We start from the raw sequence: 26205 nt of genomic DNA, 5'->3' as shown, positions 1-26205 counted from the left end.
TGGGGTAGGCTTGTCGTAGGTGCGCGCTTTTTGGCTTACTTTGAAACTACTTCGCAACTCCCACCAGCTGCCTCAATTTTGCTACGAGCTGTACCTGTAAAAGCAGCCGCTTGCACCTTGAGCGGAACGCTCAATTCCCCATCCCCCAAAATCTTCAAAGATCCTCGACTCCCAGTGAGAATACCAGCTTCTTTTAAGGAGCTCAGTGTGACTTCTGTATTTGCAGGCAGGGAGGCTAGCTTTTCTACATTAATCGTAGTGTACTTCTTAGGATTAATGAGGGGAAAGCCTTTCAACTTAGGAATACGGCGGTACAATGGCTGTTGACCCCCTTCAAATCCAGGTCGGGTACCGCCACCAGAACGCGCGTTTTGACCACGCATACCTTTACCGGCACTAGCGCCTTGACCGGCAGAAACCCCCCTACCTAAACGACGAGGGCGTTTCTTAGAGCCTTTTTGAGGACGAACATCAGTGAGTCTCATAGTCGAAACCTTATGTAAAATTAGTCACCTATGATTTGTCCTTTGTCATTTGCCAAGGACTAAGGACAAATATCGATTTTTAAATGTAAAGATTTTCAACAGGAATGCCTCGGTCTTCGGCAACTTCTGCAAAGGTTCGCAAGGTACCTAGGGCATTAATTGCGGCTCTGGCATTATTGAGAGGATTATTTGATCCAAGTTGCTTAGCGAGGATATTACGAATTCCTGCCAATTCGAGTACTGTACGCACAGCACCACCAGCAATTACCCCAGTACCAGGAGCAGCAGGTCGCATCATCACTTTAGCGCCGCCGCCGATACCATCAATAGGATGGGGTATGGAGTTGGATTTGGTCATGGGGATATCTATGAGATGCTTTTTGCCGTCGGCTACGCCTTTTTTTACAGCACCAATCACATCTGAGGCTTTGCCTACTCCCACGCCAACTTGACCACGTTCATTACCGACAACGACTATCGCCCGGAAGCTAAGTTTTTTACCTCCTTTGACGACTTTACTGACGCGTCGGATTTGGATGACTCGCTCTTGCCAGTTGGTTTCTTCTTTTTTTGTACGGTTAGTTTTACGACGACCAGTTGCCATTTTAATTACCTCGTGATGGTCAGAAGTCATGAGTCATTAGTCATTAGTTAATGACGCTAGACCAATGACTTCCTTTAAAAATCTAGACCCGCTTCGCGAGCTGCTTCTGCTAGTGCTTTCACACGACCGTGGTAAAGGTTGCCACCTCGGTCAAAGACAACTTTGGTGATCCCTTTTTCTAGAGAGCGAGCTGCAATTAATTTGCCGACTTCAACAGAAGCATTGCAATTAGAACCGGAAGCTAATTTAGATTTCAACTCTGGTTCTACAGTTGAAGCTGCCACCAAGGTATGATGCTGGGTATCATCAATGATTTGAGCATAAATATGTTGGTGGGAGCGAAAGACGGCTAAGCGTGGGCGTTCTGTAGAACCACTGACTCTGCCACGAATGCGTCTATGGCGACGCTCTTTTGATTCTCTACCTGTAAGCTTCATTTTTACTTCTTACTCTTACCAGTTTTACCAGCTTTACGTCTTACCGCTTCACCGGCGTAACGAATACCTTTGCCTTTGTAAGGTTCTGGTGGGCGAACAGCACGAATTTTCGCTGCTGTGTTGCCTACCACTTCTTTGTCATAGCCGCTGACAATAACGTTGGTATTATTTTCAACGACAAACTGAATGCCGTCAGGTGGAGCGATTTGCACTTGATGGCTATAACCCATGTTCAAAACCAGGTTCCGACCTTGAACTTGCGCCCTGTAGCCAACCCCTTGAATTTCCAAACGACGTTGAAAGCCTGTGGAAACTCCTTCAACCATATTGGCAACCAAGGTGCGGCACAAACCGTGCATTTGGCGCGATGTGCGAGAATCGTCGCGACGGTTGACTTGTAATGTTTCTCCTTCTTGGGAGACTGTGACATGAGTAGGCAAATCGCGAGATAGTTCCCCTTTAGGACCTTTGACAAGCACTTTTGTGCCGTCAATGGTCACTTGCACTTTGGCAGGAACTGTAATTGGGCGTTTACCAATTCGAGACATAACTTTTTGTCCTTTGTTATTTGTCCTACCCTTCGGGAAGCCGCCCTCCGGGCGTCTATGTTATTTGTCCTTTGTTATTTGTCTTTTACGAATGACAAATGACTTATGACAAATGACTCATGACTACCAAACGTAGCAAAGTACTTCACCACCCAAGTTTTGACGTCGTGCTTCACGGTCAGTCATAATGCCACTTGATGTCGAAATAATGGCAATACCGATACCGCCTAGTACTCTTGGTAGTTCTTTTTTATTCGAGTAAACGCGCAAACCTGGTTTACTCACTCGCTTTAAGGCGGTGATCAGAGGCTGGCGATTCTTGCCCTTGTATTTCAAGGAAATCACTAAATTGCCCTTCACGCCTTCTCCTGCTTCTTCAAACTCAGCAATAAAGCCTTCATCGCGCAGCACTTTTGCAATGCTACGAGTCAATTTTGTGGATGGCACGTGTGTTGTTTGATGCCGCGCCATGTTGGCATTGCGGATGCGCGTGAGCATATCTGCAATTGTGTCGTTAACCGCCATCGTTCCCTCTTTAGATGAACTTATTGATCCCGAAAGGGCATTCCCATTTCTTTAAGTAAGGCGCGACCCTCTTCGTCAGTTTTTGCCGTGGTGATGATGGAAATATCCATCCCACGGATTTGGTCAATCCTGTCGTACTCAACTTCTGGAAAAATGAGTTGCTCTCTGACACCTAGAGTATAGTTGCCGCGACCATCAAAGCTTTTGGGACTAATCCCGCGAAAGTCCCGAATTCTTGGTAGTGACAGATTGATTAAACGGTCGAGAAAGGAATACATCCTTTCGCTTCTTAAGGTCACCATGATACCAACGGGCATACCTTGGCGAATTTTGAAGCCAGCGATCGCCTTTTTCGCTCGCGTCACTACAGGCTTTTGACCGGTAATCAGGGCAATTTCGCTTAAAGACGCTTCTAGCGCTTTCGCATTTTGAGATGCTTCCCCTAAACCACGGTTTACCGTGACTTTCACCACTTTCGGGACTTGATGAACGTTGGTGTACTGAAACTGTTGTATCAGTTTGGGGACAATTGTTTCTTGGTATACAGTTTTAAGTCTTATTGCTGCCATAGTTTTTTGTCCTTTTTATCCCTGGGCTTGGTCAGGGAACAATGAAGTTTTGAGTTGTAAGTTATGAGTTCTATTCCTAACTCCTAACTTCTCCTTAGCTTCTATTTATCTATGATTTCGCCAGTTTTCTTAAGCATCCTGACTTTCTTGCCTTCTTCTGTGAAGGTGTAGGAAATGCGACTGGCAACGTTTTGCTTGGTGGAATATAGCATCACGTTAGAGCTGTGGATTGGGTATTCCTGATTAACAATCCGTCCAGATTCTCCTTCTTGCTGGGGTTTAACGTGCTTAGTTTTAATATTTACACCTTTGACAATGACTTGACTTACTTGGGGAAGCGCTTTAATCACTTCACCAACTTTGCCTTTGTCTTTCCCAGCAATGACTTGTACAGTATCGCCAGTTTTTACGTGCATTTTGTAAAAAACTTTCGGCTGATTTCTCTTCTGAGTTACCATTACAGCACCTCCGGAGCCAGAGAAACAATTTTGGTAAAGCTTTTGTCACGTAGTTCCCGCGCCACTGGTCCGAAAACCCGTGTTCCTTTGGGGTTACCGTCTTTGTTAATGATCACTGCGGCATTGTCATCAAAACGAATACTCATACCGCTGTCTCGATTAATGTTATGTCGGGTGCGGACAATGACTGCCTCGACAACATCAGACTTCTTGACAGCCATATTTGGCTGGGCATCTTTGACTACGGCGATAATACGATCGCCAACAAAGCCGTAACGGCGGTTCCCAGCTCCTAATACGCGGATGCACATGAGTTTACGGGCACCGCTATTATCTGCGACATTGAGGTAGGTTTGGGGTTGAATCACAATTGTTCTCCCTTTTTATGTTGTTAGCTATCTAACAACTAGTTAATTATGTTTAGCTAATTCTGGTTGTCAGGATTTCTGCCACTGCCCAGCGCTTGGTTTTACTCAGGGGTCGTGTTTCCTGAATGCGAACGCGATCGCCCACTTTACATTTATTTTCTTCATCATGCGCCTTATAGCGCCGGGTTTTCACGACTATCTTGCCGTATTTGGGATGGGGAGCGCGGTTTTCGATGGCGACTACGACCGTTTTTTGCATTTTGTCGCTCACTACCAACCCAACTCGTTCTTTAACTGCCATAATCTTTTACTCTGATTCTTTCACCGATTGACTTGAGGAAGACGCCCGTTTCCGCTCTGCTTCCACAGTCATTAATTGAGCCAGGCGGTGGCGGGCGTGTCTGAACTTGTGGGGTTTGTCTAGCTGCCTGGTTGCTTGTTGCAAGCGCAACTGAAACAGTTCCTTTTTGACGGCGGTAATTTGCTGCGCCAGTTGCTCGTCACTTAATTCTCTGGCTTCGGAAATCTTGGGAAGAGGCATAACTTACACCTGCTGTTCCTCTTGGGAGCGTGTAATGAACTTGGTTTTAATGGGCAACTTGTAAGCTGCCAATCGCATTGCTTCGCGCGCGGTTTCTTCGGCAACGCCTGCAATTTCAAACAAAATTCGTCCGGGTTTGACGACTGCTACCCAGTACTCGGGCGAACCCTTACCAGAACCCATCCGGGTTTCTGCAGGACGCATAGTGACTGGTTTATCGGGGAAAATCCGAATCCAAATTTTCCCACCCCGGCGGATATAACGAGTCATTGCCCGACGAGAAGCTTCGATTTGGCGGGAGGTGATCCAACAGGGTTCTAGAGCTTGGAGAGCAAAATCCCCAAAGTTGAGGCTGCTGCCGCGAGTGGCGAGACCATTCATCCGTCCGCGCTGTTGTTTACGGAATTTCGTTCTTCTTGGACTTAGCATGATTTGTCTTTTGTCCTTTGTCTTTTGTCTAGTGTCATTTGTCTAGTGCATTTGTCCTTTGTCACAAAGCGCCGGACTCATGACTGATGACTCATGACTATCCTTCATTTGAGCGGTCTTCAAATTGTTGGCGACGGCGTTGTTGTTGGCGGCGAGATGGAGGGCGATCGCGATCACGATCGCGAGTCGTTGCTGCGGGAGTCGTTTCTTCCTGTCCGGGAATAATTTCTCCCTTGAACACCCACACCTTAATGCCGAGAATTCCGTAAACAGTTTTTGCCGTGCAGTATGAGTAGTCAATGTCAGCTCGCAACGTGTGTAGAGGTACTCTACCTTCACGAGTCCACTCTGTCCGGGCGATTTCTGCCCCGTTGAGCCGTCCGCTGACTTGAATTTTGATCCCTTGTATGCCGGCGCGTTGAGCACGCTGAATCGCTTGCCGTACGACACGCCGGAAGGAAACGCGGCGTTCGAGTTGCTGAGCAATATATTCAGCAATCAAGAAGGCATCCGCATCAACTCGTTGTACTTCAACTACGTTAATACGAATTTGGCGATTGCTGCCCAGCAGTTGCTGGAGACCGGTACGTAAAGATTCAATGCCTTGCCCACCTCGACCTACAACGACACCAGGTCGAGCTGTACGTACCTCTAAATCGATTTGGTCTGCTTTGCGGTCAATCCGCACTTCAGAAATTCCGGCATTATTTTGGGCGTATCTACCCAGTTTTCGTTCTATGTACTGACGAAGTTTGTAGTCTTCTTGTAGAAGTTCTGGATAGCGACTCGGGTCAGCAAACCAACGAGATTGATGTTCTTGGGTTACGCCCAAGCGAAAACCGACTGGATGTATCTTCTGTCCCACAAATGCTTCCTCTAAAAATTCTTTCTGTAGGTAATTTTTTATTCGCCTGCGGCGCTGTCAGCTGCGACAGCCACAGTGATATGACATGTCGGTTTGCGAATCTGGTAAGCACGACCTTGCGCCCTAGGTTGGAACCGTTTTAGTACCGGACCTTGATCCGCGTACGCCTGAGTAATGACCAAATTCGTTCTATCTAACCCCGCGTTATGCTCCGCATTAGCAGCAGCGCTTCTGAGAACCTTCAACACTGGCTCGCAGGATCGATAGGGCATGAATTCTAGAATAATCAGCGCTTCTCGGTACGAGCGCCCCCGGATTTGGTCGAGTACGCGACGCACTTTATAGGGAGACATCCGTATATAACGGGCGATCGCTTTCACTTCTGTCGTATTATCTACTGCCATATTTTTCTCCATTTGTCAAGAGGATGACCCTTGCAAAGCGTCCGTTCGAGAGTCAACCACTCATTTTGACTGTTTTCACTCTGGATTTTGGGCTTTTAACTATCTATTTGATTTTTTGTCACTCTTGGCGTGACCTCTAAAAGTACGCGTCGGGGCAAATTCCCCTAGTTTGTGTCCCACCATTTGGTCAGAGATAAAAATTGGCACGTGCTGGCGTCCGTTATGAACGGCAATGGTATGACCTACCATGACGGGTAAAATTGTCGAAGCCCGGGACCAAGTTTTAATGACTTCTTTTTTGTTGTTTTCGTTGAGCTTTTCAATTTTCGTCATCAGATGATCCGCAACGAACGGACCTTTTTTTAGAGAACGACCCATAATTACTAAGTTTTTAGCTTCTTCTTTGAATGAATTTTGAGCGCTGAGTCCCAACTGCCAAGCCCCGAGTTTTCTTGACTCAGTACTTGGCACTCTTTCTCAGCACCTATTAAGATTCACGACCGCCACGACCGCGTTTAGAAGATTTACGGCGACGGCGCACAATTAACTTGCTACTGGGTTTCTTACGCTTGCGTGTTTTATAGCCCAAAGCAGGTTTACCCCAAGGTGTCACAGGTCCTGGTCTACCGATGGGTGCCCGACCTTCACCACCACCATGTGGGTGGTCAACTGGGTTCATGACGCTACCTCTGACTTGAGGACGGCGACCCTTCCAGCGAGTTCTACCGGCTTTACCAGCACTCAGGTTTCTAGCATCGAGATTACCGACTTGTCCAATAGTGGCATAGCATTCGCGGCGCACCAGGCGGACTTCTCCAGAAGGCAACTTGAGTGTAACGTAGTTACCTTCTTTTGCCACAACTTGAGCAGTCGCACCAGCAGCGCGAACGATTTGACCGCCCTTACCCGGTTTCAATTCTACGTTATGAACGCCGGTTCCTAAGGGAATGTTGGATAGGGGTAAAGCGTTGCCATCTTCGATGGGAGAATCTGGACCTGCAACAACTGTTGTCCCGACTTTCAAACCATTGGGTTGAAGGATGTAACGCTTTTCGCCGTCTTCGTATTGCAAAAGGGCAATCCGCGCGTTGCGGTTGGGGTCGTATTCAATTGCCGTCACTGTGGCACGAATACCACGCTTATCTCGTTTAAAGTCGATGATCCGGTAAAGGCGCTTGTGACCGCCACCCCGGTGCCGAACTGTGATCCGCCCTTGATTATTTCTACCTTTGGCACGATGTATCGATACTGTTAGCGATTTTTCTGGCTCGGTTTTGGTAATTTCCGAGAAGTCAGAAATCGTAACTTGGCGAGTACTGGGGGTGTAAGGGCGATAAGAACGAGTACCCATTTTCTTAAACCTCTGGGAAGAGAACTTGTCTAATCTTGTCTACGTCCCCAGCTGCCACTGTAACAATAGCTCGCTTGTATTGGGGCTTGAAACCAATAAACTTACCAACACGCCGCTTTTTGCGCGGTGGTCTTGAAGTGTTGACTTTTTCGACCTTGACGTCAAATAAATCTTCAATTGCGGCTCTGATTTGTGGTTTTGTTGCTTTTGGAACCACTTCAAAGGTGTATTTATTTTGCTCCATCAAAATCGTCGCTTTTTCAGTGACAATTGGGCGACGCACAAGGTCGGGAAGGTTGCGGGGGTCAAATCTAGTCACCGTAGACCTCCTGAATTTTTTCGAGTGCTGATGCTGTCACAACAATCTTGTCGGCGTGGAGCAAATCGTAAACATTTAACTGATCAGCGGCAAGTAGCTTTAATTTTTCTACGTTGCGAGCTGATAAATATACGTTTTCTGTACGTTCGGACAAGATTAACAAGGTATTATTTTCTGGATCTGAACCCCAACGGGCGATCGCTCCCACTAACTCTTTGGTCTTGGGACGCTGGATCTGATCTCCAAATTCTTCTACCACAATTAAATCGTCAATCCGACTCGCAAAAGCCGTTCGCAAAGCTAAACGCCGCTCTTTGCGGTTCATCTTGATCTCAAAATCTCGCGGTTTCGGTCCAAAAATCACACCACCACCACGCCACAACGGTGAACGAATAGATCCAGCACGCGCACGACCTGTCCCTTTTTGCCGCCAAGGTTTGCGACCGCCACCTCTCACTTCAGAACGGGTTTTGGTACTTGCAGTTCCTTGGCGAGCATTGGTCATTTGTCTTACCAACGCTCGATGTACGACATGAGATGCCGTTTCCTGTTTGGCAACCTTGAGGTCGAACGTTTTTTGTTCGACTTGTTCTCCTTGCCAATTTTTGACTACATACTCAAACATTTCTCTGTCTACCTCTTCATAGCTATCAGCTATCTACTTCTAGCCATCAGCGAAAAGCAAGCTGACTGCTATTTACTACGACCAACTAGTGTTGCCGGGACAATATCTACTAAGGCACCTGGCTTACCAGGAATACCTCCCTTGATGAGTATTAAGTTGCGTTCTGGGTCTACTCGTACCACAGTCAGTTTGCGAATTGTGACGCGCGTACCCCCCAAACGTCCTGCCATCCGCTTACCTGGATAGACACGACCGGGAGTTGTACCAGCACCAATCGAACCTGGTTCTCTGTGGTTTTTGGAACCGTGCGACATTGGTCCTCGACCAAAATTGTTGCGTTTTTGGTTACCAGCAAAACCCTTACCAATACTTGTACCAATTACGTCTACAGTTTGACCGGCACTAAAAATATCTGCTTTAATCTGTTGACCTAAAGCATAGTCACCGGAGTTATCTATGCGATACTCCTGTAAATGACGCAGCGCTGGGGCAGATGCTTTATTCAGGTGTCCCAGCAGTGGTTTATTCAGCGCTTTTGGCTTGACTTCGCCATAACCTACTTGGATGGCGGAGTAACCGTCGGTCTGTTTTGTTTTAACTTGGGTAACGGTGCATGGTCCCGCTTGAATGACAGTAACAGGAATGGCTACTCCTGCTTCGTCAAATATTTGGGTCATGCCCAGTTTGGTGCCGAGAATACCTACAGACACAGTTACTGGATCTCCTTTTTACTTACTTGTTTTGGAATCGGATTCTTATCGGGTACGCTGTTTCAACGCCCGTCAAGAGGAGTTCCGGCTTTTTGTGAACTGACCTGTGAAGTCGATCTGTTTAGGTAATGACAGATTCAACTTCTTTGGATCTTCACCAAAGATTCCGTACTGTTTAATCAATCCGTTTACTTGTTATTCGTCACCAGAACAGCCAAAAGTACCTTCCTTCTAGGAAGAGATAACTTCTAGATTTTTTGCAAGGCGCTATAGCTTTGCGCTTTGTGCAGCAATGCTTTTGTCCAAGCAATTGCTCTGGCACGTTTTTGTTGTAGTAGGACTTGTGCAGCTAGCTGCCCAGTATCCATTCACTGAGACTTGTGCAATGCTACAAACCAACATTACTGCTCAGTTTCTACTTCATCCTCTACCTTAAACAATAATTCAAGCTTATTTAAGGTTTTGCCTTGTTGTGAGCTTCAGGAGTGAATGCTGCTTATGCCCTAAGGCAAGCATTAGTTTTTTAACTAACCACTCCTAAGTTGTCGTCGCAGCTTTTCTAGTTTACCAGTCTCTTACCAATTTCTGCTATTTTATTCCATATGGAATTCAATGATCAGTTTTTGATGCTAACACTAGCTAGAAATGACAGTAAGACGATAACCTGATTTTTATTTTTGACCACAATCTAATAATATAGCTCATAAATTTATCTTTGTCTACTATTTGTCTACAAATTTTTCTGGTGTTTTTGGACAAAATAAGGAAAATGCAGACGGCTGGTATATACGGAAAAATTTAATCTAGCCCATAAGTTAATTTGTAGAACTTAATCTATTGCTTAACGGTAAATAATAGAGATATCGAAGTGGGATAGGACAAAAATCAAATTATGGCACTAATTACCACTGGCAACGGTTTAATTCGTGATCTGGAAAAATTCGGCTCTCTTGGTGTGTATGTACCTTTAGAAGGGGGCTTTGAAGGTCGGTACAGACGCCGACTGCGTGCAGCAGGTTATGTCAGCCTCCACATGAGTGCAAAAGGATTGGGAGATGTAGCTGCCTATCTTACAGGAGTTCATGGTGTGAGACCTCCTCATCTTGGCAAAAAAAGCACTGGCAGTGGCGCGGCAGTAGGTTATGTGTATTATGTGCCGCCAATTGTTGGCTATCAACTCGAACAGCTCCCACCCAAGTCAAAGGGCTTAGTGTTGTGGATTATTGAAGGGCATATTCTTTCTGATCAGGAAATTGAGTATTTGGTGACGTTACCCAGCTTGGAACCACGAGTGAAGGTGGTGATTGAGAGGGGTGGCGATCGCGCCTTCCGTTGGACGCCTTTACAAAAAACCCTTTTAGCGGGTTAGGACAGGGAACAGGGAAAAAAACTGTAACCTATTCCCTGTCATCTATTGTGAAAATCGAGCAGATTCAGATTCCCGGCTTTTTCAAGAAGTCGGGAATTTTGTTCAGAAAATTCAAAATCTCGTTAGTCTTGTTGGTGCGAAAAGACGTAAGCACCCCAAAGCGAAAGAGCGATCGCCATCACCAGTAAAATCGGCACGCTATACCAAGGAAACTGAGACAATGGCATATAAACAGCTGCACGCAATCCGATGCTGGCGTAAGTCAGGGGTAACAAGTAAACTACGAATTTCAAGGCTGTTGGTAATGTACTCGGGTCAAAAAACGTTGCTCCTAAGAATGACATAGGGATAATAATAAAGTTGTTGTAGAGTCCGACTGATTCAAGAGATTTCACCGTCAAACCTACAATGACTCCTAACCCCGCAAAAACGGCACAACTAAGCACCAGTATCAACACAAACAACGGGTTGAGAAAATTCCAATTCCCAGTAAAGAGCAGCGCCACCAAAATCACACCCAACGAAGTCATTAATCCCCGCGTCACTCCCGCCAGCATTTTACCTGTATGTAGTGCTAGGGGATGCACGGGTACAAGCAATAATTCGTCGAAGTTTTTGGTAAATAGTCTGTCCCCGCAGATGGAAAACGTTGTTCCAACAAAGCTGACTGTCATTGACGACAGGGCTACCATCCCCGGCAAAATAAATTCCAAATAGTTATCATAATTAGCACTAATTCCTGCCCCTGGTTTGATGGAACTACCTAAACCGAAACCAAAAGCCAAAATATATATCAGTGGAGATATTAATCCCGACGAAGCGATTTGTACAATTCGTACACGTAAGTCTAGCCAATCCCCCCAAAAAATTGTCAGGCTATCGGCTACGAGGGTTTGAAATTGTGAGATTTTTATACTCTTGCCCAAGGCTCGTTGAAATGTCACTTTACTTGTAGTGTATGTATTAATATTTTCTTAATTTTTATTTTACATTTCTTGACGACACCAGTATCAAAGGTAATAAAAAGCTCTCATACAGTCAATTTATCAGTACCTTTTGTACATAGTAACTTTTTAGTCTAAGACTCATGATTAAATACTTGGTTAAAAGTTGAATTTTGAATGAACCAATAGACGAAAAATGCGTGGCAATTATTGTAGATAAAAATAATGGTTAAAGTTAAGCCTAAATGTCTAGCGGATTTGCTGATGATGCCAATTGGTAGGAACATAAGAGAAAAAGTTACAGACAATGACACTCAAGAATCGGCATACTGAAAGAAGGGGAGCAGTTGAACCCACTCCCTGCTGTCCAAAACCTAAAGTTGATTAAACGAAAATGAGACGAAAATCCACTGGTAGAACAGCTACTACTACTCCTAAACCCTCTATCTTGCAATCGCCTATCTTTAATTTCACCACCATAGCAATTTTGGGAGGGGTGTTTGTTTTGGGTATTGGGATTGGTATTGCTTTTAGCTCCACGGCTACCTTTACTCCAAACAACGTAGCGAGCCGAGAATTCATTGATACCAAAGCACCAAATGCTGAGATTTGCGTGCAGTATGGAGCCAGCGCTATGGTGATGGACACCAGACTGTTTGTGACTCTCAACCCCTTTAAAGTCTACGTCGGGCAGCCCAGTATGCGTCCGGGATGTGTTTTACGTTCGAGTAACTGGGCGATTTTAGAGCAACGAAAGCTTGTGACATCAAACCAGGTAAGCGAATGCAAAAATCGTCTGAACCACTTTGCCTATGCGGGTGACTTGAACAGCGACAAACCCGATATTAGCTGCACCTACGAAAACGATGATGCGAAAAACTTCTTCATCAATACTCCAGGAGCATCAGCTCCAACACTGGAAACAGAGAAATTCTAGAAAAGAACGAAGACAGAAGAAGGAAGAAAGAACACTTACCGCTCCCAAAAACCTATACAAATCTACTCAACAGCCTAAAAAGCTTGTGTGGTAGGGTGTATGGGTTTTTGAGTACAAGCGTGGATCAACTAGCAAAGGCATAAACCGCAATGCCTTTATTCCCTGCTCAAAGACATCAGGAGTTACCTAGTACCGTTGGGAAAGGGATCACCAAACTCAATCACTCTAGAATTTGGATAACTCGGTGGATAGCTGGGGGCGTTTGGCACTGGAAAATTTGGCGTACCCACAGAAGGAATAGCGTTGTTAGGATTTCTGGGCTGATATGGAGAAGAAGGCGGGGGAACAATAGAACTAGGGAGTTGAGAGGGATTATTAGGAGTGAAAGGCGGTACTCGCACAGATGGTGTTTGTGGAAAGTTAGTGTTAGTCGGGGGTAGGGTTGTTAATGGTGGCGGTACGCTGAAATCGCTAGCTTGAGGCGGATTGTACACGCCAGGTGGTAAGTTACCTGGTGGCTGAGGCGGATTGTACATGCCAGGTGGTAAGTTACCTGGTGGCTGAGGCGGATTGTACATGCCAGTTGGTAAGTTACCTGGTGGCTGAGGCGGATTGTACATGCCAGGTGGTAAGTTACCTGGTGGCTGAGGCGGATTGTACATGCCAGGTGGTAAGTTACCTGGTGGCTGAGGCGGATTGTACATGCCAGGTGGTAAGTTACCTGGTAGAGATGGCAAGTTTCCTTGAGGTAAATAGGTACCGTTACTAGCAATTAAGGGACGTAATACCCAACGGTTGGGATTTTCTCTAGAAACGGGTTGCAGTTGCACTTGGTTTGGATTGATGACAGTTCCTGGTGCTAAATCCATGACAATACGAGTAACATCTGCGTTGAGTTGGGAAACGCGAATGGTTCGGATTGCTCCAGAAAAATTTTGCTGAGTGGGAATTCTACCCAACTTAGTACCAGGTAAATCTATAACAATGCGCGGGGGTTGAGCGAGGTAAAAGTGGCGGGGCTGTGAAGCTGCTGAGAGCGACATTTCTAGTTGTAACGCCTCTGGGTAAAAGCGCCAATCTTCCAGTCTGGCTACTGGCGCTACATAACGATTAGCTTTTTTAACTACTGGCGCTGCATTACGATTAGTTTTTTTGGTACTATTGCCAGTTTCAAGGGCGTACACGCTTAAAGTGTTGCCGTAAAGCATCGTTGCATACAAGCTAAACAAGCAAACCCGAAACAGATAGTTGCAAAACCGGAAAAAATGCTTATTCATTAATCGCTTATCCATACTCCTCACTGCTCCAGAAAACTCATTCACAATTGTCCATGACAACTGTTTTTTTTTGCTTGTCGGTTCTACCAGAGGTGTCAGATGGTAGTACGCTCAAATGTGGGGCGAATGCCCTACGTACTTTTACTAGACCTCTTGCAAAAGTCATTTTTGTGTATATGAAACCGCAGATGGACACAGATCAATACTAGTTAATTCTCTGCGTCCAATGCTTTGTGCATCTGCGGTTCCAAATAGCTTTCAATCTGATTTTTGCAAGAAATCTATTGAATATGAGGAAAGAACCTCTATAGCTAATTAACGATTTATGGTTAATGACTGTTTGACTGCTCAGATTGTTCATTTTCCTTTTGTGGTATTGCTATTAATCCAATTGCTTTGGAAGTGCCAGTCACATTTATTTCTCCTCTTAAATCTTCTTTATCCGTCAGTTGGATTTGTATGTTAACTGGAATAGAGGAATTATCTTTCTGACTGATGTTTTCTTGTGTTTGAGAAGTTGAAAGATTACATAAGATGTACCTGGGAGCTTTTCCAGATAAACTCAATTGTCGATTTTCAAGTCTACCTGTCAGAGAAGAGGTAGTTTCAGATAATTTAGAACTTTTGGTATAAGAGCTAGCTGGAAGTAAAAATCCATTTAAGTAAATTCCTGACTGTTGAATATTTAATACTAGGACATTTGATTTCTCGCATATTGGGAATTTTTCATTAAACACAAGACCATAACGACTTTTCATTGCCGGGGGTGCTTTGAGGTTGCTTTCTCCATAAGCAGTTACAACTTTAAACAAAAGTAAAACTGAACTGATTGCCACACCATAAAAGGTTAAAGATTTCAAGTTAAAATGATGCATTGTAATAGAAAAAGAGTGTAATTTAAACATAAATAAATGATGAATTATGAATGCTGAATAATGAAAAAGAAAATTACATTATTTCATAATTCATCATTTATCTAACTTTGGACTTCTGATTTATCGTTAGAAAGTACTGAGGCTAGGTGAGATGTGAATTGACTGTAGCGACGGGTAATAAGTAGTGAGGAGCGACACTTAATGGCGAGTTCATCTGTGTATCGTCCTAGGGAGTGACGTTCGATACCCCAAGCGCGGCTAGTACCAGCAATGGTGAGGTCAACGGCTTCTGAGGCTGCGACTACGGCTTGAATTGGCTCTGTGGCTTCGACTATTTGAATGTCAATGCGATCGCGTAAACTTTGAGGCATTTGCTCCATGATGGTCTGAAACTCGTAACTGAGTTCATTTTTGATTTGATTATCTTCCACCACGTGTAAAATCACCAAACGACAAGTTGGGCGGTTGACTAGCAATCTCAGAGCAAGTATGAGTGCTAAATCATCATGAATGTTTCCTGAATAAGGAACCAACAAGCTTTCTAAACGCTCTTCTCCCCGATCTATAAACACCGCCACATCCACTGGCGCAGTAGTGAGAATTTGACCGACTCGTCCACCCAAGCGATTTTGACTAAAAGCTGGGCGGTGCCATCCCATTAGAATTAAATTAGCTTGTTTGAGTAAGGAAATTTGTGCTGTTTCCCGTGCAACATTGTTTGATATGCGAACAATTGGATGTACGTAGGAGGCTGCTTCTGATGGTTCTAGACGTGAAATCAATTCTTCTAGCTGTTGGCGGCGCTCTGCAATCAGTCTATCTGCTTCTAGTGGGGTACTTTCAAAGGCATAGTTTTCTTCGAGCTCAATCAAACTGAGGGGATGAATAACGGCGGGTTGTTGGTAGTTGACAGCAATTGCTACAGCTAACTGCATCAAATCTTTTTGGCTAGTGGGATTTGCGACTGGAACCAAAATTCTGTAAGGACGATTGCTCTGATCCTCATCAGTAGAAGTGTCTATACCTGTTTCTTCTGGTTCTTGCTCAACCATATCTAACTTAATGAGCTTTTTCGGATAGGTTAGCTCTAGCAGTGGCGAGGTCATAAATGTTGTTACCAATGCCATAATCACCAGCATGGTAAACAGTAGCGGCGAAATGACTCCGAGACTCAGACCAATATTTAGTACGATAAGCTCAGTCAAGCCGCGAGTATTCATTAACCAACCGAGTGCTGAGGCTTGTCGGTTATCTATGCCACTGACGCGAGCTGCTACATACGTGCCAACGTATTTACCTATGATTGCGACTGCTAGCACAGCAAAGCACAGCGCCCATAACCCTGGACTGTTGAGCAAACCAATTTGCGTCTGCAGACCACTGTAAGCAAAAAACATTGGTAGCAGAACTATCAGGACAAAATCTTCTGTTTTGACTGCTATTTCCCGCACTAAACCTGCATTCTTGGGCATTATTGCCCCTACTAAAAACGCTCCAAATATGAGGTGAATGCCAATCAGTTCGGTAATTAAAGCAGAAGCCACTACTCCCACATAAATCAAAGCTAGGACAAATTGGCTCAGGCGTCTGGTGCGGCGGTAGTACTTGGCAAGGCGTTGCAAGAAAGTTCGCCCCACTGTCACCATCAAACCGATGTAGATCAGGGAATAGACGATGGTGGGGATAGCTTTGACAATGCTACCAGTATGTGCAACGGCGATCGCCACCGCCAACAAACACCAAGCGGTCACATCATCCACTGCTGCACAAGTGAGCGCCAAAGTTCCCAAACGAGTTCCTTGCAAGTTGTTTTCAGTAATAATACGTGCCAGTACCGGAAAAGCGGTAATCGACATTGCCGCACCCAAAAACAGAGCAAAGGCGGTAAACGAGACGCTCGCATTGGAAACTAAAGGATACAGCAGAACCGCTAGCAGCGTTCCCAGTGAAAACGGTACTAATATACTGACGTGAGATGTTAATATCGCTACTTCTAAATTGCCGCTCAGGTATTTGGGGTTTAACTCTAGCCCAATCAAAAACATGAAAAATATCAGCCCTACCTGAGACAGCACATTGAGGAAGGGAATTGTCTCAGGTGGAAACAAGGTAGCTGCTAACCCCGGAGCAACCAAACCAAAAAGAGATGGTCCGAGCATAATCCCAGCAACAATCTCTCCAATAACGAGTGGTTGGTTAATCCACCGGAAGGCAAGCCCTACTAACCGTGATAGTCCAATAACAATCACTACCTCAACCAGAACAAGAACAACTGTGTGCATGTTTTCCTTACAAGCGACTATCCGGTGTTCCTAAGATGATTCTTTATATCGCTGAAATCTGTCAACCTTCTGTGGCTAAATTCGGATGTTTTACTGCTTGGATTGGATGTTAATTGTTATTAACACACAGTTTCAAATGTGATAGGTTATTTGCTGTATGTTTTAGTTTGAAAAATAAAAATAATAACGTATTGTATGAACAAGTGAATGAGTATGTAGCTGTGCTTGGGAACTACAAACTTGAGAACTGAATTTTTTGCTTAGCTTGCCATCAATTGAAAATTTTCATAACTTGTCCCATGCAATAAAAAGGCAAGTCATAGTGAGGCTATAAACGTAGTATCATATTGTAGTAAATTATCCTTACCTAATTCGCTTTTCATTAGCCAAATCCAAACTAGGTTGGTAATAAAAAATAACGGTTTGAACCATGTTAATGGTATAGTACAAGCTTTTGTTTTAGGCAAAGTAGTAAGCTAAAGACATTTAATTTGTATGTTGCTTATAAATCAATATTTTGTGGGTAGGGCATCTTCCCCGCCCTGACTATCCAAGTTAAAAGTTTATGAACTTACTACTTTGCTCTTAGTGGAACGAACCCTAAATTTACTCCAACAAGTCGTTAAGTGGAGTTAATACTAATATTAAGTTGCACTCAAAGGTAGTACCCAAGGTTATACTGTTTTCCGCAATAAGCTGACATAAAAGAAAATGGACAACTCTAAAGCAGTGATATCCCTATGACGAAGTGAGCTGGTAGGAGGAACTGTAATTGTAGGAAGCAAAAGCTTCCCAATTCATCACATCCTCTAACAGAGTTTGATACCCTAGGGTATTAGGGTGAAGACCGTCGTCGCTTATGCGTTTGAGTCTCCAAGCTTCACCGCGATTTATCCATTGCTGGAAAATATCGAGATAAGGAATCCCCCGTTCGGTGCAAGCGACTTTAAGAGCTTCTTTGTAGCGGTATTGGTCAGCGTGATTGTAGTACAAGCAATCCAGAAATGGCATCTTAGCTTCATCAACTGGAACCATTCCTACAAATAAAACTGGACATAGTTGCTGCGCCTGATCAAGCAAAGATGCAATTTGCGATTCAAAAACGGCAAAATCTGTATAGTTTCGTCCATTTGGACGACCTAACCGTGCTGAATCATTGACTCCTACCGACAGGATAATCAAGTCGGGAACATGGTTTCGCAGTTCACCTCGATGGCGAAATTCCACTTCTAGCCTTTGCGCTACTTGCAGGATGCGATCGCCCCGCACTCCCAAATTATAAAGAACATGACCGGCGCTGTCAGGTAGCATCCAACACCGTCGCAGTCTCTCGACCCAGCCACCTCCTTCTGGATCGCCAAACCCATATATTAAACTATCTCCTAGGGCGATAATCTTTAGAGGCTGGGAATGTCTTGGCACAACTGACAGATGCATTGAGGAATTTGCTTCAAATGTCTGCATCTTTAAAATATATATTTTATATCTCTATAGAATTCTATACATATCTATACCATTGAGCATTACCTTTCTTGTTCTTTCATGACTCTTTTTGAAAAGAGTTGATGAAATAAGGGACAGATGCATTTTTGCGCGGCCAGTTTTGAGACACAAAGCGTACCAGCACAGGTAGTGAGAGAACTATAAACAGGATACCGAACCACAAGCTATAACGTAATTGTTCTAACCTGTTCACGGCTGAGACAGTCTTCGAGCCATTTGAGAACAGTTCCATTGCGACTACAAAAGAATTATTCAAAGCATGGCAGGCGATCGGCACGATCAGCGAGCGTGTCTTGATATATAACAGCCCCAAAACCATTCCAACCATAGACAATCCCACGACATTCGCGTGTCCAATTCCGAACAACAGCGACGAACTCAACAATCCTGCTCGAATACCCCACTTGCTTGCCCAGCGCTGCAAAATAATCCCCCTAAAAAGGAATTCTTCAGTAATCGGCGCAACCACTACCAACACAATTACTCCCAGCAGGTTGAACAACAGTGGCGCACTTCTGTAAGGTGTTGGGTTGTTGGCAACGTCGCGTAAAATTGCTTCTATAAATGATGGAGCCACTAATGACAGTAGGTAAAACAGTACTAAGTAGGAACCCATGGAAAACAGGAGCAACAGAATAACTAAGCCTACCATCGGCAACCATCTATAGTTACTTGGCAAACGACCAACTACATACCGCAGGTGAACTCCTAAGCGCTTAAAATCTGCCAATGTCCAAAGGCAAAGTAACCCGAACACGAAGATGTAAAGGATTAAATTCAAAACTAGAGGGTTGAATTTTAAGCCAATAGTGGCTTGAATTACTCCTAGCCCAATCCCAAGAACGATAGATATGAGTAAAAGCCGCAGCAGCAAAGAGCGAACCTTGAGATGGAGAAATGGATGATTGATATTTTCAGAATTCATCTAAAAAACTCCAAGAGTGTGGAAACCTTGTGTCTTCAAGCGATCGCCTGCAAGTTCTTGCATTTCAGCTACTAGGGTGACTGATTTACCACCCACTTCAACCATTGTCCACAAGAACTTCGCTAGTTTTACCGTTATCTGTTAGACGCTAGTTTATCGGCGATGCGTGTTGTTTCTGGCAACCGATATTTTGTTGTGCAACGCAATACGTAATCAATTGCTGTTGGTAGACTGACTTTATGACCGCTAGAGACGTAGATTGGCTTGACTCCTACTCGTGTCCGTAAAACTGCTCCAATTGTTTCTCCTCTATGTATTAATGGTTGCCAGCTACCTCGTATATCTGGGATCTCCTCATGCTTACCAACTAATAACGATTTTGCTACACCAATTGTAGGCATATCCACAATTAATCCTAGATGACAAGCTATGCCAAATCTTCTGGGATGTGCAATTCCCTGTCCATCACATAAGATAATGTCTGGTATTATTTTAATCTTTTCAAGTGCGTCTAAGACTGCGGGTATTTCCCGGAATGAAAGGAATCCAGGGATGTAGGGAAATGTTGTAGGACGGCGTGCGAGGCTGGTTTCTTGCAGCTGCAAATCAGGAAAACTTAGCACCGCTACAGCTGCACGGCTAATCGTACCATCTTCTTCAAAACCCATATCTACCCCTGCTACGTACTGCACAGGTTCTTTGAGTTTGTCTTCAGTTATGACTTCATCTTTTAGCTTTTCTTGAATTTTGATAGCTTCATCTACTGTCAAAGGCCAAGGATGACGTTGAGAAATCTTCATATTTATAGCTTGAGTTTAAATTTTGTGGCTGGCAAAATTGTGACTCATAACGGTATATTTACGGTTATGATGACACAATAAAAATAATTTCGCGCAAAGCCGCAAAGACGAGCGAGCCCGAATGATGGCTTTCCCGAGGGAAGCGAGTGGCGTTGTAAAGTAGTATAAATGCGTTAAGGCAGTGTCACGCATTCCATACTATTTATATTTGGTAGATATGCTTTACAAATTTGCTGTCACCTGATTTGGCAAAAGAGAATTTAACAAACTATTAAAACTGGTATTCGATAAATCAGGTATGGATAGCGATCGCTCTACTTTTGTAAAGTCCCGTTTCATGGATTTACTATACGTTGGATCGTAGTGGAACTGTAACATATCTTGTACAAATAATTCCCATTTTTGAGCATTAATCAACTGATACCATTCGCTTAATTTTTCTTTTCCATAGCGGGATTTAAGTTTTTCTAGCTTGGCTTTTAAAATATCGGGATGAGTTGTTAAATGTGGGTATTCTTGTAAGAGAAACTGGACTCTTTGGGCAATAGGTAACTGAATTTCTACACAGCTAGCCTGTTTCATTTTCTCCCACAAAGACTGAGGTAGATAAACTTTTCCAATTTTGTTGCTTTCTGATTCTAACCACACCGTTTCAGCAGGATTAAAGCTTTGCAGTTGTTGCAATAACAAAGATTCAAAATATTTTTGAGAGGGTTGGGGTGAAGGTTTCCCTTCCCATTCTTCGCCAAGCAAAGAGCCGCGATGGTTAGCTAAAGCTTCCAAATCTAAAACTTGAGCACCGCTTAAGCGCATTTGCTGTAAAATATGGGTTTTGCCACTGCCAGTTAGACCACATAATATCTGATAAGTAAATTTTTCTGGCAAATTTTCTAATTGCTGGCGGACATAAGCGCGATAAGTTTTGTAACCGCCTTCAAGTAACGTTACGCGCCAACCAATTTGCGCCAGCACCAAAGCCATACTATTGGAACGTTGTCCACCCCGCCAGCAGTAAACCAGAGGATGGTAGTCCTTTTGTTTTTCGGCAAAATGTTGAGTGAGATGTTGGGAGATGTTTTTTGAAACCAAAGCAGCACCGATTTTCCGGGCGGTGAAGGGGCACACTTGTTTGTATATCGTTCCTACTTGGGCGCGTTCTTCATCATCTAGCACTGGTAAATTAATAGCACCAGGGATGTGATCTTCCGCAAATTCGCTGCTTGAACGAACATCAATTATTTCACTGTATGTTTCTGTCCAAGGTTGCTGAGTGTATTTGGGTAAAGGTGGCATTAAGCAATTCTAAATTCAAAATTCATGCATTGAGAAAGCCTGTTTCTCTTCCTCATTGTCTTTAGATGCTGGGCAAATTAAATGTGCATCATCTTTCTCGATTTTGACACTTCCATAACTTGATGTGTGGAAGGGTATAATTTCGCTCTTTTCGGCAATTCTTTTTAAAATCAAACTTGAGACAGATGTAATTATTTATAAAATTTACTATTACTCCCATTGGTTGCTTATTGGCAGCGTAGTATTATTGAATGCAATAACGAGGTTTTATGTTCGATATGATACAGCATAATCTGAAAATGGTAATGTCTGAGAAATTCATGTAATGAAAGTGCATGCACTTTCATTACGCTGTCTTTTTCTAAAAGCGCAGAAATCAGTTCACTTAAGTAAACAGAGTAGGTGTGAGATGAGATTTGGATTACCCACATGGTTTCCTTACCCCAGTGCTTGGTTAAACGCTTTGATGCTATCGATGTTGATGACTGGGTTGTTAGCCTTGACGAGACGTAGCAATGGTTTGGACTCGTATTTTGCGAAATGGTCAGACAACCCAGAACTGTTGACTGTGCTCGTAATATTGTTACTAATATTACCAATACCAGCGATCGCCTTTTTTCATCACTTTTTTCTCGGTCGCCTCATCCCCGCCATTCCAGGAGAACGGACAAATAACATCAAGGGATTAGTTCCTGGACTCATAAGTTGGTGGGAAAGTTTATATAGCTGGCTTGTGTTTGTCCTCTCTACTCTGATTGCAATATTGCTTTCAACTCCTTTTTTACCTCTATTTCAACTCAACTACGAAAAAATTCTTGACACCTACAACCAACCTCACAAAAATCTGCAAGCCATCTTTGCTATTTCCTGGATACTCAGCGCTGCTATTTTTTACCAAATCGAGTATTTATTTAAGTACCGTCTGATTTTTGCCGATGCTATTAGTAATGAACCAGAAAACACGGCTGAAAAAATTGATGAAGAAACAAATGTAAAAACGGAAAATAATCAGCCGAGTGAAGTCAATGCCACTGAAATTGAACAAAATGACAAAATATCTGCAAAAAAGCCAACCGTGGTTGACTTAATTGTTAAATATCGCAAGTTACCAAAAAGAGTTTTCACACTTGTTTTGATTTCTTTAATATCTTTATGGATATACTTGTTTACTAATTTGCCAGAGGTTCAACAAAGTATGTCATATGTCAATCAATCTCTGGAAAATCGATTAGAAGTAACTCCGGAACCTACTCCCAAAGATGACACTTTTGAGAAGGCAATTAACAAAGGTAAAATTGCAGCTCAGTTAACAAAGTCAGCACAAAGTACAGATGAGTGGAAAATAGTTGTCAAACGGTGGGAACAAGCGATTAGACTTTTGGAAGAAGTGCCAACGTCTAGCGATAATTATGCAATGGCGCAGCAAAAAATTTTGCAGTATCAACTTCATCGGGATTTTGCTAGGAAAAATGCAACATTGAATTAGTCAATTGAAATGTCCGAACTAAATTTCACGGGAGATCGCGAAATTTCGCGTCTTTACTTTGTTATAAAATGCGATCGCTTAACGTAGGGGATTCCTTAGAGGATGTTTTAAAAGTCCTACTGTCGGTAGCAAAGTGTTCTAGATCCCCCTAAATCCCCCTTTCCAAGGGGGACTTTGATTCCGCGGTTCCCCCTTTCCAAGGGGGGCTAGGGGGGATCAATGTGCAAAAATCACAGCCAACCACTTTTCAAACAACCTCTTAGGTAACATACCTAAAATGACGCGGGAGGCAGATAGCCCCAAAGTATGAGGTTCAAGAAATTAAATGAATTGAACCTCATACGTTATTTATGTCGGGGTGGAATGCCCTTCTGGTTCACCAGTCCCCTAGGTTGGGAAACCCGCCGTAAGGGCTGGGTTCACCGATACAAGCTGATTTATCAGCCTTCGATCTTTCTTGCCAATAACTCAATAACTTCGCTAACACTTGTATTCTGAACTTTCGCAGTATCTTGTAATATTTTCCATGCCGTGGGAGTCAACATTATTCTATGTGGTTCTTTTATCTCTTCATAAAAAACTGGTTGATTTCTTACCCTTTTTTGACCTTTTGTCGTTGACATTTTTAGAACATAGCCATATACTAAAAACAGATTAACAAATATAGGAGGTGATTGCAAGTTATGCCACGGAGTACTAAACCATCGTTCGTGTTAGAACTACCTCTTAAGGTGAGCAGCAAGCAAGATTCAGAATTACAGTCACGGTTTAATGCAGCCTTGAGACTGTATAACAATGTGCTTGGAGAAGCTAAAACCCGGATGGAGTTAGTGCGTAAATCCGAGGCATATCAAGCAGCAAAAGGGATATCTCGTGACCGGAAAAAGGAGCGTAGTGACGCTTTTAAGGGCGCTCGTGAGCAAAAGCGATTTACGGACTATGACCTACAGTCCTACGCCAACAAAGCAGCCAAGGACTCAAAATGGATTGCTCAAAAGATAGACGCTCAGGTTCAACAGAAATTAGCAACTCGTGCATTTAAAGCGGTTGAGCGTGTGTTATTTGGTAAAGCAAAAGATGTGCGCTTTAAAGTTGAATCTAGATTTCGTTGTATTGAAGGCAAGACTAACAAGCAAGGCATTAAATGGAAAGACAACCGTGTTATGTGGTTTGGATTAGAACTTCCAGCAATCATTGATACCGAGAATGTTGTCAATCAGTATAGTCTTTCCTGCCCTGTTAAGTACTGCCGCCTTATCCGACGGCACCTTTGTGGTAAGCGTCGTTGGTACTGTCAGCTTGTTAATGAGGGTGTGCCTTACCAAAAACCTCAGAACTATGTTTCTGACGGGATAGTTGGTTTAGACCTTAATGTTTCTAATATTGCTTTTGTTGCAGATAGTCACGCTGGTTTGTTGCCCTTTGCGGATAGAGTCCCTACCTTTTTTAAGGAAATAACCAGACTACAGCGGCAGATGCAACGCTCTCAACGTGCCAATAATCCCAATAACTTTGAGCAGGACTTTGAAGCTAGCATTGGACGTAAAACTGTTGTCAAAAAAGGTAAACCCAAGAAAGGTAAGCAGCAATGGAAAAAGTCCAACAATTACCGCAAAGCCGCAAAGAAGAAACGTGAACTAGAACGTCGTAAAACAGCACATGCTGAAACTAGGAACCGTCGTGTCGTCAACGAAATTTTGAGACATGGCAAACATATCAAAACTGAAAATGTAAGTGTTAAGGGATGGCAGAAACGATATGGTAAAGCAATTTCTGCCAAGTCACCCGGATTTGTTCAATCTGAATTGAAACGCAAGGCTGAAAGTGCCAACGGTTCATTCATTAAGTTCTCTACTCAAAAGACAGCGCTGTCTCAGACTCATTTAGACGGTAGGCGCATCAAAAAATCACTGTCAGAACGAGTTCACCGGGATATAACTGGTATTCCAGAACATCATCGTGATTTGTTCAGTGCATTTTTGAGTAGACACGTCAATCAGGATAAGTTGATGTTGCGAGATGCTCAAAACGAGTATCTGAGGCTGGAACCAGTCTTGTTGGAGGCGTATCAACGACATTTAACCCGCAAGCAAGTAAGCCCGTCTGAAAGCAGGCAGTCTGATTCTCCCTCGGAGCGGGTCTCCAACGAGTCACTAATCGCTAGCCAGATAGCCGAATCGGGCGAAAAGCTAGCCCTTGAATGTGGCGTGAATCCGCGTCTCAAGAGAGCGCGGAGGGTTCAAAAAAAGAACACCGGATTTACCCTTGAAGCAAACTATGTCAGGAAACACGACGCGGCGTAACTTCCTCATTACTAGTGTTGCGGTTGCAGGCGGTGTAGTAGGAGCATCTGCCTTGCAACAACAAGCAGCTGACACTGCTACACCACCAGCGACGATGCTAGAACGAGTGCTGGGACGCACAGGAGTGAAAGTCCCCATTTTTGGGTTGGGAGGAGCTGGTCAAACGCCACTCTCCTGGCAAGGAAGAGAACGTGATGCTGTAGCAATTATCGAGAAAGCGCTTGACCTTGGCATTCGTTATTTTGATACTGCTGCTGGTTATGGACCAAGTGAAGATTATTTTGGGAAAGTACTACCACCCCATCGCTCAAAAATTTTTCTAGCAAGTAAAACAGATAAAAGAGACCGTGATGGTGCATGGCGGGAATTGGAAAGAAGCCTCAAACGTCTAAACACAGATCATCTTGACTTGTGGCAATTGCATCACGTCTCTTTCCGTGAAGAACTCAACACTATCTTTAGTTCATCTGGCGCAGTCAAAGCTTTAGAAGAGGCGATGCAGCAAAAACTCGTCCGGTTTGTTGGCATAACCGGACATCATGATCCACAGGTGATTGCTGAAGGATTGCGTCGCTATCCCTTCCACACAACGCTTATCCCTGTTAATGCTGCCGACAAACACCACCCACGCCCATTTCTCCCAGTCGTTCTTCCTTTAGCACAACAAAAAAATGTCGGCGTGATTGCTATGAAAGTACCGGCTTATGGTCGGTTGTTCAAACCAGGCGGATTGGATGGTATGCAGCAAGCTATGGGATACAGTTTGTCCCAGCCTGGTGTTCACTCTTGCGTCATTGCGGCGGAAACGGTCAAGCAATTGGAAGAAAATGTGAATGTAGCCCGGGCTTTCCAACCTCTTAGCAATAAGGTATTAGCTGCAATTGAGCAACGTACTGCCGCAGTTTGGGAGGATGGCACATTTTTCCGAGCTTGGACTTAGTATTAACTGTGGGTGTGTTAGCGCGGTTGCTAA

31 protein-coding genes are annotated in these 26205 nt (G+C 43.9%); 5 read left to right on the top strand and 26 right to left on the bottom strand.

From position 1 onward, the window contains the following. Positions 1-35: 35 nt before the first annotated feature. The 18 genes from rplO to rplC form a co-directional block, all read right to left on the bottom strand. Positions 36-485, bottom strand: coding sequence for a 50S ribosomal protein L15 (rplO, locus tag V5G28_RS22415; protein WP_332987640.1), 450 nt, complete (start codon positions 483-485; stop codon positions 36-38). 79 nt (positions 486-564) lie between these two features. Continuing rightward, the gene (rpsE, locus tag V5G28_RS22410; RefSeq protein WP_041037869.1) at positions 565-1089 is read right to left on the bottom strand and encodes a 30S ribosomal protein S5; all 525 of its coding nucleotides are present in this window, start codon (positions 1087-1089) and stop codon (positions 565-567) included. 74 nt (positions 1090-1163) lie between these two features. Beyond that, a complete protein-coding gene (rplR, locus tag V5G28_RS22405; RefSeq protein WP_332987638.1) occupies positions 1164-1526 on the bottom strand; it encodes a 50S ribosomal protein L18 in 363 nt (120 codons plus the stop codon). Between the two features lie 2 nt (positions 1527-1528). Next, positions 1529-2074, bottom strand: coding sequence for a 50S ribosomal protein L6 (gene rplF, locus V5G28_RS22400; protein ID WP_073629586.1), 546 nt, complete (start codon positions 2072-2074; stop codon positions 1529-1531). A 123-nt stretch (positions 2075-2197) separates the two neighbouring features. Beyond that, positions 2198-2599 carry a 30S ribosomal protein S8 gene (rpsH, locus tag V5G28_RS22395; RefSeq protein ID WP_073629588.1) on the bottom strand — a complete coding sequence of 134 codons (402 nt, stop codon included), beginning with the start codon at positions 2597-2599 and terminating at the stop codon, positions 2198-2200. A gap of 20 nt (positions 2600-2619) precedes the next feature. Next, positions 2620-3168, bottom strand: coding sequence for a 50S ribosomal protein L5 (rplE, locus tag V5G28_RS22390; protein ID WP_096567058.1), 549 nt, complete (start codon positions 3166-3168; stop codon positions 2620-2622). A 101-nt stretch (positions 3169-3269) separates the two neighbouring features. Then, positions 3270-3626, bottom strand: coding sequence for a 50S ribosomal protein L24 (rplX, locus tag V5G28_RS22385; protein ID WP_096567056.1), 357 nt, complete (start codon positions 3624-3626; stop codon positions 3270-3272). Beyond that, entirely contained in the window at positions 3626-3994 is a 369-nt protein-coding gene (rplN, locus tag V5G28_RS22380) for a 50S ribosomal protein L14 (RefSeq protein WP_096567054.1), read from the bottom strand. The genes rplX and rplN overlap by 1 nt, the downstream gene beginning before the upstream one ends. A 52-nt stretch (positions 3995-4046) precedes the next feature. Next, a complete protein-coding gene (rpsQ, locus tag V5G28_RS22375) occupies positions 4047-4295 on the bottom strand; it encodes a 30S ribosomal protein S17 (RefSeq protein WP_096567053.1) in 249 nt (82 codons plus the stop codon). A 6-nt stretch (positions 4296-4301) separates the two neighbouring features. After that, entirely contained in the window at positions 4302-4535 is a 234-nt protein-coding gene (rpmC, locus tag V5G28_RS22370) for a 50S ribosomal protein L29 (protein WP_332987633.1), read from the bottom strand. Between the two features lie 3 nt (positions 4536-4538). Next, entirely contained in the window at positions 4539-4964 is a 426-nt protein-coding gene (gene rplP, locus V5G28_RS22365; protein ID WP_073629598.1) for a 50S ribosomal protein L16, read from the bottom strand. 97 nt (positions 4965-5061) lie between these two features. Next, complete coding sequence (gene rpsC, locus V5G28_RS22360) at positions 5062-5829, bottom strand: 30S ribosomal protein S3 (protein ID WP_041036075.1); 768 nt, start codon at positions 5827-5829, stop codon at positions 5062-5064. Positions 5830-5867: 38 nt separating this feature from the next. Then, positions 5868-6233, bottom strand: a complete 366-nt coding sequence (rplV, locus tag V5G28_RS22355; RefSeq protein WP_073629602.1) for a 50S ribosomal protein L22 — start codon at positions 6231-6233, stop codon at positions 5868-5870. A 99-nt stretch (positions 6234-6332) separates the two neighbouring features. Next, entirely contained in the window at positions 6333-6611 is a 279-nt protein-coding gene (gene rpsS / locus V5G28_RS22350; RefSeq protein ID WP_096571328.1) for a 30S ribosomal protein S19, read from the bottom strand. A 109-nt stretch (positions 6612-6720) separates the two neighbouring features. Beyond that, positions 6721-7584 (bottom strand): 50S ribosomal protein L2, encoded by an 864-nt coding sequence (rplB, locus tag V5G28_RS22345; protein WP_096567048.1) that lies wholly within the window; start codon positions 7582-7584, stop codon positions 6721-6723. Between the two features lie 4 nt (positions 7585-7588). Then, positions 7589-7903 (bottom strand): 50S ribosomal protein L23, encoded by a 315-nt coding sequence (locus V5G28_RS22340; protein WP_096567046.1) that lies wholly within the window; start codon positions 7901-7903, stop codon positions 7589-7591. After that, complete coding sequence (gene rplD, locus V5G28_RS22335; protein ID WP_332987627.1) at positions 7896-8528, bottom strand: 50S ribosomal protein L4; 633 nt, start codon at positions 8526-8528, stop codon at positions 7896-7898. Before rplD ends, V5G28_RS22340 begins: the two co-directional genes overlap by 8 nt. A gap of 68 nt (positions 8529-8596) precedes the next feature. Next, positions 8597-9238, bottom strand: coding sequence for a 50S ribosomal protein L3 (gene rplC, locus V5G28_RS22330; protein WP_041036085.1), 642 nt, complete (start codon positions 9236-9238; stop codon positions 8597-8599). 892 nt (positions 9239-10130) lie between these two features. Here rplC and V5G28_RS22325 point away from each other — a divergent pair. Further along, on the top strand, positions 10131-10607 hold the full coding sequence (locus tag V5G28_RS22325) for an NAD(P)H-quinone oxidoreductase subunit N (RefSeq protein WP_332987625.1): 477 nt from the start codon (positions 10131-10133) through the stop codon (positions 10605-10607). 122 nt (positions 10608-10729) lie between these two features. On the opposite strand, the gene V5G28_RS22320 is transcribed toward V5G28_RS22325, so the two are convergent. Beyond that, positions 10730-11551 (bottom strand): ABC transporter permease, encoded by an 822-nt coding sequence (locus V5G28_RS22320; protein ID WP_096567039.1) that lies wholly within the window; start codon positions 11549-11551, stop codon positions 10730-10732. Positions 11552-11945: 394 nt separating this feature from the next. On the opposite strand from V5G28_RS22320, the gene V5G28_RS22315 reads away from it, so the two are divergent. Continuing rightward, positions 11946-12488 carry a DUF3172 domain-containing protein gene (locus V5G28_RS22315; protein ID WP_073629618.1) on the top strand — a complete coding sequence of 181 codons (543 nt, stop codon included), beginning with the start codon at positions 11946-11948 and terminating at the stop codon, positions 12486-12488. A 182-nt stretch (positions 12489-12670) separates the two neighbouring features. On the opposite strand, the gene V5G28_RS22310 is transcribed toward V5G28_RS22315, so the two are convergent. The 7 genes from V5G28_RS22310 to mnmH form a co-directional block, all read right to left on the bottom strand. Then, on the bottom strand, positions 12671-13780 hold the full coding sequence (locus tag V5G28_RS22310; protein WP_332987622.1) for an AMIN domain-containing protein: 1110 nt from the start codon (positions 13778-13780) through the stop codon (positions 12671-12673). 314 nt (positions 13781-14094) lie between these two features. Next, complete coding sequence (locus tag V5G28_RS22305; RefSeq protein ID WP_332987621.1) at positions 14095-14670, bottom strand: hypothetical protein; 576 nt, start codon at positions 14668-14670, stop codon at positions 14095-14097. Positions 14671-14741: 71 nt separating this feature from the next. After that, positions 14742-16922: a cation:proton antiporter gene (locus tag V5G28_RS22300; protein WP_096567033.1), complete on the bottom strand. Its 2181-nt coding sequence runs from the start codon at positions 16920-16922 to the stop codon at positions 14742-14744. 738 nt (positions 16923-17660) lie between these two features. Beyond that, on the bottom strand, positions 17661-18386 hold the full coding sequence (locus tag V5G28_RS22295) for a GDSL-type esterase/lipase family protein (RefSeq protein WP_332987618.1): 726 nt from the start codon (positions 18384-18386) through the stop codon (positions 17661-17663). Between the two features lie 76 nt (positions 18387-18462). Beyond that, a complete protein-coding gene (locus V5G28_RS22290; protein ID WP_332987616.1) occupies positions 18463-19350 on the bottom strand; it encodes a CPBP family intramembrane glutamic endopeptidase in 888 nt (295 codons plus the stop codon). 134 nt (positions 19351-19484) lie between these two features. Then, positions 19485-20150, bottom strand: coding sequence for a deoxyribonuclease V (nfi, locus tag V5G28_RS22285; protein ID WP_332987614.1), 666 nt, complete (start codon positions 20148-20150; stop codon positions 19485-19487). A gap of 222 nt (positions 20151-20372) precedes the next feature. Next, positions 20373-21443 carry a tRNA 2-selenouridine(34) synthase MnmH gene (gene mnmH, locus V5G28_RS22280; RefSeq protein ID WP_332987613.1) on the bottom strand — a complete coding sequence of 357 codons (1071 nt, stop codon included), beginning with the start codon at positions 21441-21443 and terminating at the stop codon, positions 20373-20375. 409 nt (positions 21444-21852) lie between these two features. On the opposite strand from mnmH, the gene V5G28_RS22275 reads away from it, so the two are divergent. The 3 genes from V5G28_RS22275 to V5G28_RS22265 all read left to right on the top strand — a co-directional run bounded on the left by V5G28_RS22275 (position 21853) and on the right by V5G28_RS22265 (position 26172). After that, complete coding sequence (locus V5G28_RS22275) at positions 21853-22929, top strand: hypothetical protein (protein WP_332987611.1); 1077 nt, start codon at positions 21853-21855, stop codon at positions 22927-22929. Between the two features lie 683 nt (positions 22930-23612). After that, positions 23613-25232 carry a transposase gene (locus V5G28_RS22270; protein ID WP_336231288.1) on the top strand — a complete coding sequence of 540 codons (1620 nt, stop codon included), beginning with the start codon at positions 23613-23615 and terminating at the stop codon, positions 25230-25232. Beyond that, the gene (locus V5G28_RS22265) at positions 25207-26172 is read left to right on the top strand and encodes an aldo/keto reductase (RefSeq protein WP_332987606.1); all 966 of its coding nucleotides are present in this window, start codon (positions 25207-25209) and stop codon (positions 26170-26172) included. The genes V5G28_RS22270 and V5G28_RS22265 overlap by 26 nt, the downstream gene beginning before the upstream one ends. The last annotated feature ends 33 nt before the right edge of the window (positions 26173-26205 follow it).

This window comes from Scytonema sp. PRP1, from assembly GCF_036697665.2.
Classification (GTDB): domain Bacteria; phylum Cyanobacteriota; class Cyanobacteriia; order Cyanobacteriales; family Nostocaceae; genus Kalymmatonema; species Kalymmatonema gypsitolerans.
This window is presented reverse-complemented; position numbering and strand designations above follow the sequence as displayed.